This window comes from Mesorhizobium sp. M0761, from assembly GCF_040320205.1.
Taxonomy (GTDB): Bacteria; Pseudomonadota; Alphaproteobacteria; order Rhizobiales; family Rhizobiaceae; genus Mesorhizobium.
Genome location: NZ_JAMYPF010000042.1, coordinates 1 through 6,413, shown reverse-complemented (window position 1 = coordinate 6,413; position 6,413 = coordinate 1). Strand labels below are relative to the sequence as shown.

Below are 6,413 nucleotides of genomic sequence, written 5' to 3'. Positions count from 1 at the left end.
ATGAGGTAAGGAAACGGCTCTTGAAGGGGGCGCCTGGCAAAGGCAGCGAGGCTCTCGTCCAGCCGCTTGTTGATGGCCGAGATCGTCGAGGCCGACAAGGCATGGCCGCACAGTTCTTCCGTGATCGCCTTCACCTTGCGGGTCGACACGCCCTGGACATACACCTCGGCCAGCGTCGCCACCAATGCCCGCTGCGCCGCGAGGAGGGCAGGGCGCTGAACAGCCGCGCTTCGAAGGCGAGGCCGCGTTCGAGTCGCATCGAGCACCCTAGTGCGATGGCATCAGCAAAAATCAAGATCGCTCGGCTGCGCCTCTCGTTGCGTTTCATGATTGGAATCGCACTGGCCACGTGCAACTCACGATTAGCTCGCCGGCGGCGTTGGTCCAATTAATACGCACCGCATGATGGGCCGAGGGCACGTCAGTGTGCGTGAAGCCCTTGAGAAGTGGCGCGAAGTTACGCCTTGGCATAGTCGGGTCGGACGGCATGGGCGCCAAATGTACGCGCGGGATCTCCTCGATGCGCTCCTCAATCTGATCGTTCAGCTCGGCCCTTGCGTAGCGCGGATGAAGGTCCGCTCGCAGTTGGATCACCATGCCAGAGACCGCGTACTGCCCCAGTCGAACACGATCGGGGCTCCACAGAGGAAGCCGCCCGAAACCCGATGCGGTGAATTGGGCGTCAACGGCTGTCCCAACCTGATCGCCGTAGTCGAGGGGAGTAGTCATATCTTTCTTGAGGAACTCGCCAAGCGTCAGCTTCGCAGTCAATTGAACTGCCTCGGCTGGCAAGCCCAGTCCCTCGCTGTCGCGCAAATCAAGGAGCATCGGCTCGCGCCCATGACTGCTCCAGCTGGAGAATTCCCCGATCATCTGGAACAGCGGGTTGATGTCGGGCAGCTTGTCGTCGTTGACGTCCGCCTTGTTGCGCTCGATCCGGACCCGCACGCGCGCGAAGCGCCAGGGTTCGTCCAGCACAACCACCCTCAGCACAAAGCGATCCTGCGGCTTTGGATCGGCATCGAGATCCATGATTTCGGCGGCCAGCACCGCGCCAATCCCTTGCGGCCATTGATTCTCGAGCCGCTGCGCAGAATCCGACTTGCTGGGGCGTGAAGCCGGCCACGACAGTCGTGCTGTTACCCTTCTGCGATGCTCGCTTGCCGGAGTCCACGACCGACGGCGCCGGGACCAGGAGCCAATCGTCGGCAGTCGTTGGGGCCAGCCAGTCGCGGAGCCGCTTCTCAAGGTTAGCACGCGAGATCTTCGCGGGCTTCGGGATCACGCCGCTTGGTTTGCGACCCGCAGACGCTGGTATGCGAACCAGTCGCCGAGTTCACCCTCGACGGCGTATGTCTTTGGCGCGACGGCATCCTCGTCCACGAACGGGCTGTCGCCAATCTCGACCTCGATGCGGATGCGGTCATTGTGGAATGGGCCTTCGGAGCCCGAGGACTCCTCGTCACCCTCCAGCACGAAATAGTGCTCGGAGGCATAGCTCTCGAGATGCCACCAGTCGGGCGCGGCTAGCCCATTGCTGTCGCGCTGGATCAGCCCTGTCAGGGTTGGATTGCGGCGCTTCGCTCTTAGCCCTGTGCCGCCCGAGCCGAAGGCCACCATCTTCTTATCATCGAGACGACCTTTCAGGAGGTCGGCCAGCTGATCGTTCAGGGGCCGCATGGGCGTTGTCAGATACACCGGCAGCGGCGCGCGAGGCGGTCCGCTGTCGGCGCTGGGCTTCTGCTTCACTGGCGTCGCGGGCCGACGTCGCGAGGGCAGCAGGTAGAAGCGCCGGGTGTTCGGGGCGACCGGTTCGGTCAGTTCGGGTTCCAATGCACGACATCGGCTTCGATCTGGCGGGCCAGGACGAGGCCATCGTCGAAGCGATTATACTGCTCGATGACGTCCTCGCCGCTGCGCGCTTGGGCATCGCCGCGCTGGCGCAGTTTCGCGCCGCCCGACCCAAGCACAAAGCCAGGTCCGCCGCGTGTCCACAGCGGCCGCGGCGGGTCAAAAACGCTCCCATCGATCTCGAACTCGTCATCATATCGGGCGTCGTCGAGTATATCGACAAGTAACGCCCCGCCGCAGCGTTGTGGAACAGAGGAAAGAGGAAACGGTCGACATCAAAGCGCGACGGGTCGCTAGCGGTCTCGCCTGGCGCGGTTGCGGGATGGATCTGCTTACGCAATTGCAAGGAGTAGAGCCGTTGGGTCCAGGAATCGGGTTCGAAGATCGCCACTCCGAAGCCCTTGGTCGTGGCGAAGAGCCCGGGGGTCGTGATGAGCAGGCTCTTCAGCGTCATCGAAAGATGGCCGGCCAGCTCTGCCGAAAGGTCCTTGACGTGTTCGAACAGCGCGTCGGTACCCGAAGCTGGGTCGTCATTGTGCACATAGGTCACCAGCGCGGCCATGCATGCGGCCACGTCGGGCAGGAGAGCCCGCACGGTGTTGCGCAGGCCAAAGGCGTCGGCGGGCGAGTCGGAGCGGCGAGCGCAGCGCGGGCGCGGCCCGGATCGCACGCAGCCAGTCGAGGCGTTCGCGCAGTGAGGTCTTCATGCTGGCCGAGACATATTTGCCCAGCTCTGTGGCCGCCCGGTCATGCAGATCGGCAAAGGTGTCGCCTTGCAGTTCCGGTTAGATGGCGACCTCGTTCTTGTCGACTGCAAGGCCGAATCCAGGCGTGGCCTGCGGCCGCATTGGGTCGGCAATGCCCGCCGGCACCACCGCATCGCTCGGGCGCTCCAGGCGAAGGCCGAGGCGCAGCACGTCGCTGCCGTCAGTGACAGGGCTTGCGGAACCCAGTCCGCTCCATCCAGCCGGGCACGTATCGTGATCGTCAGCCAGTCGTCTTTCACGCCAGAGGCGAAGACCTTAACGGCGGCTTGGAACTTGTCGAGCGGCTGGCGCAGCAAGTCCCGAAGGATCTTGAATTCATTAGGTGAATCAGACGCTTTTAGCGCGCGCTTGTGTGTTCCAACCTTTGCCACGTTTGCGGTGAGGGCGCCGCTCTGCGACGGCACGCCCCCGCGCGGGCATCGGCCTCATAGGCCCAGCGCTGCAACACCAGTTCGGCGCTGCCGCGGTCCACGGCCAGAATCAGGTCCGCCAGCGGCTCATAAATGGAGCGGAGCGCGGTTGGCCTTGCCTCGCCATTGTCAGCCGGCGCCAGAGCCTTCCTGAGGTATTGCCGCAGAAGTTCGAAGCGCGCAGGCGAGAGATAGAACCGCCAGCCCATCAGCGGCAGTTCGCTGCCATGGTCGTCCCGCAGCGCAGCTGTGGCAGGGGTTTGGATATCGGTTGCAAGCGGCAACATCACCGTCGGGGCCGTCAACGGGTAGCGCTGCGTGTATTGATGTTGCAGGTATCCGTCGAGCGTCCAAGCCAATTGCGGGGTCAGGTAATTTATGAAGCGCAGCGTTTCGCTCGCCAGCCGCTCGTCTCGGCGTCGCGCTCCTCGCCGCGGGCGTCCTGTGTGAAGAATGCGACAGGAAATAGCCAAAGAACCGCCCGCTCGGAGGAGGCGCTGCGACCAGCCAAGGCGCCGTGGCGGGCAGGTAGCCCGCGGAAGGCATCGGCACCGCCGCATCGGGATAGGTGAGGAAGGTCACGACACGTCCGGAACGGCTCAGTTTGGGCGCGCGGGCGATGACTTCGGGATCGTCGCTCGCCAGCGCAAGCTTCAGCTTGTTGAAGTCACTCAGCTGTGCGAGCACGGGCCGGTTTGCAGGTGCATTATACGGGGAGGGCGTGTAGGCGACTTCAAAGCGGTCGAGCACGCGATCGGTCGAGGCGCTCCATAGGCTGGTAAACGCGCCTTTCAAGATGCAGATCGGGGCTCGTTCCGCGCCACCGGTTTTGAGGGGCGCCGGCCCCCCCAGGATCCGATTGAAGAGCGGATCCGTCACGCTTGCCACCGGCAACACCAAATCGACGCTGGCGCCCTGGTCAAGGAGGTCCTTGCCCCCCCGGCGTCGGCGCGAAGAGCCGCTTGGCGCCGGCCGGACGCTCGCAGCGTCGACGCATCCGGCGAGCCGACGAGATTGGCGTAGTTGGTCGATTCCCAGTCATCGGCGTCCGGGGCCTCGTAAACGGCGTTCAGGGTGCCGTAGCGCGAAGTGATGGGCAGCGGCGCCTGTGGCCCATTGCTAAAAAAGATCTAGATTCGAGCCCAAACGGAACGGACTGACATAGCGCAAGGACCCAGGCGGGCGCGGTGGGTAGGGTTGGTTGTTATCAGTATGGGATTGTGCCTTTGCAGACCACGAAATTTCGAGAGGCCCGGCTGCCTTGGTACACTATCTATCCGGCTGTGTCGGAGTTCTCCGGGGCGGTCGGCGCCGAGGCTTATGAGGCATGGCTCAGGAACCTGCCGGCTGAGGATCCGGTGTCACTCTATCTGCACGTTCCGTTCTGCCGATCAGCCTGCTGGTATTGCGGCTTCCCAACCACCATCACCCGCCATGATGCGCCCATCCTCAACTATCTGGCGGCGCTGCGTGACGAGATCCGTCTGGTTTGTGAGCGAGTGCCGAAGACGCTGCCCGTGAGCGACATACATTTCGGCGGCGGAACGCCGTCTCTCATCGGACCAGCCGAGTTCCTCGCTCTGATGGAGTTCCTGCGATGCCGCTTCGCCATCTCGAAAACAGCTACGGTCGCCATCGAGATCGATCCACGCACGCTCACGCCCGAGATGGCGGAAGGCTTGGGAGCGGCCGGCGTGAACCGCGCGAGCCTGGGCGTACAGAGCTTCGATCCCATTGTTCAAAAAGCGATCAACCGAATCCAGAGCGAGGCCCAGACGTCGGCTGCCGTGGAAATGCTGCGCCGGCATGGAGTAAACCGGATCAACTTCGACCTCATCTACGGCCTGCCGCGTCAAACGGTGGAGTCGTGCGTCGAGACGGCGAGGGCGGCGGTCGCCATGCGCCCCGACCGGCTTGCCTTGTTCGGCTACTCGCATATCCCATCCCAAATAAAGAACCAGCGCCTCATCGAGGCGGAATTTCTTCCCCACAGCGCTGCCCGCGCTGAACAGCATGCGGCTGCCGCCGTGACGCTGGTTGCCGCCGGCTACCGAGAGATCGGGCTCGACCATTTCGCCTTGCCGCACGACGAGCTCGCGCTGGCACAGGAAACAGGTCGCCTGCGACGTAACTCGTTGGGCTACTCTGCCGATACCTGCAGAACCCTGATCGGTTTCGGCACGTCGGCTATCGGCCGCTTTGGCCAGGGGTACGTTCAAAACGAAGTTACACGGGATTTCTACATCCGGCACATCGCAGCTGGCCGACTGGCGACATCGAAGGGCCATCGCCTCACAGACGACGACCGCCTGCGAGCCGCAATCATCGAGCGATTAATGTGCGATTTCGAGGCTGACGTGCCGGCAATCTGTGTCGCCCACGGATCTGATTTGATCCGTCTTCGCGGTTCAGATGAGCGTTTGGCGATGCTGGCCAAGGACGGAATAGTGGACTTCGAAAACGGTTTTGTCCGCGTACGGCGGGAGCATCGCTTTGGGATTCGCGCTGTCGCTGCCGCATTCGATGCTTTTAGGGATGGCCTTCCGTATCCCGCAGGTGAGGGCAAGCACACAACACGGAAGCTAACACAGGGAGTATCTTTGCCGGAGAGAACGAGCTGCCATCGTGCGGTGCCCGTTAGTAGTGAAGCGCCCTAAAATGTCGACATAGGCGTTGGTGAACTGGACCGAACCACGAGAACAGCCTATCCAGTTTGTTGTCGGCAGTTAGTTCGAAAACAAGGGCTTCTAAGCGGTAAACACATGCTAATCCATTTGATTTACGGGCCGACCTGCAGCGGCAAGACAGACGTTTCAATTTAAATTGCACGAGAGGCCGGACGGCCGGTCATTGCGTTGGATCGTGTACAATGCTGTCCTCAAATCGCTACGGGCAGCGGGCGTGCCTCGGATCCCGAACTGCAGTCTACCCAGCGGGTTTACTTGGATACGCCTCCTGACCGCGGGCACATCCACGCCGTGACTGCCCGTCGTAAGCTGATCATGCACGTGGATGAGCTTAGATCTTAGCCTGGGCTCACTCGAAGCCGGCTCGATCTCCCTTCTTAATTCACATGGCGCGAGTCAGCATCGGGCTGGCGCTTTCAGTGGCATGTAAGGCGGTTGCGGCTCGGCAACTCCGATGCCTTTGTAGAGAGAGCAAAGCGGGTTGTGTGCGTCAAGTCCTGCAAAATGGGGCGGCCATATGCTGGTCATGCGGCTTGGCGCAGAGTGAGCTTCTTGTGCTCGCGCAGGTAGGCCTCCATCCAGTTTTGTTGGTCTCGACGGCCAACGCCCTGATCAGGCGCAGGCAGCTTTCGGTATTGGGGAAGATGCGCACGACATAGGTGCGCCGGCGGATTTCCTCGTTGAGCCGCTCCAGCATG

Annotated in this window: 6 protein-coding genes and 2 pseudogenes; 3 read left to right on the top strand and 5 right to left on the bottom strand. The window is 62.4% G+C overall.

Features of this window, described 5'->3' with window-relative positions:
• The 3 genes and pseudogenes from NKI32_RS31390 to NKI32_RS31380 all read right to left on the bottom strand — a co-directional run.
• Positions 1-197, bottom strand: a pseudogene (locus NKI32_RS31390) (transposase); the annotation flags it as partial.
• Positions 198-324: 127 nt separating this feature from the next.
• Positions 325-1,050: a hypothetical protein gene (locus NKI32_RS31385; protein WP_353005216.1), complete on the bottom strand. Its 726-nt coding sequence runs from the start codon at positions 1,048-1,050 to the stop codon at positions 325-327.
• Between the two features lie 231 nt (positions 1,051-1,281).
• Positions 1,282-1,833: a hypothetical protein gene (locus NKI32_RS31380; protein WP_353005215.1), complete on the bottom strand. Its 552-nt coding sequence runs from the start codon at positions 1,831-1,833 to the stop codon at positions 1,282-1,284.
• Between NKI32_RS31380 and NKI32_RS31375 the strand changes: the two genes are divergently transcribed.
• Positions 1,833-2,078 (top strand): hypothetical protein, encoded by a 246-nt coding sequence (locus NKI32_RS31375; RefSeq protein WP_353005213.1) that lies wholly within the window; start codon positions 1,833-1,835, stop codon positions 2,076-2,078. The genes NKI32_RS31380 and NKI32_RS31375 overlap by 1 nt on opposite strands.
• Positions 2,079-2,955: 877 nt before the next feature.
• Here the strand turns inward: NKI32_RS31375 and NKI32_RS31370 are convergent.
• Entirely contained in the window at positions 2,956-3,387 is a 432-nt protein-coding gene (locus tag NKI32_RS31370; RefSeq protein ID WP_353005211.1) for a hypothetical protein, read from the bottom strand.
• A gap of 867 nt (positions 3,388-4,254) precedes the next feature.
• On the opposite strand from NKI32_RS31370, the gene hemN reads away from it, so the two are divergent.
• Together hemN and NKI32_RS31360 are read left to right on the top strand one after the other, a co-directional pair.
• Complete coding sequence (gene hemN / locus NKI32_RS31365) at positions 4,255-5,685, top strand: oxygen-independent coproporphyrinogen III oxidase (protein ID WP_353005209.1); 1,431 nt, start codon at positions 4,255-4,257, stop codon at positions 5,683-5,685.
• 165 nt (positions 5,686-5,850) lie between these two features.
• Entirely contained in the window at positions 5,851-6,057 is a 207-nt protein-coding gene (locus tag NKI32_RS31360) for an isopentenyl transferase family protein (RefSeq protein WP_280790571.1), read from the top strand.
• A 182-nt stretch (positions 6,058-6,239) separates the two neighbouring features.
• On the opposite strand, the pseudogene NKI32_RS31355 reads toward NKI32_RS31360, so the two are convergent.
• Positions 6,240-6,413: pseudogene (locus NKI32_RS31355) on the bottom strand (transposase); the annotation flags it as partial.

Coding starts and splice junctions, on each gene's coding strand:
- NKI32_RS31375 (WP_353005213.1), top strand. CDS start 1,833: ATGCACGACATCGGCTTCGATCTGGCGGGCCAGGACGAGGCCATCGTC.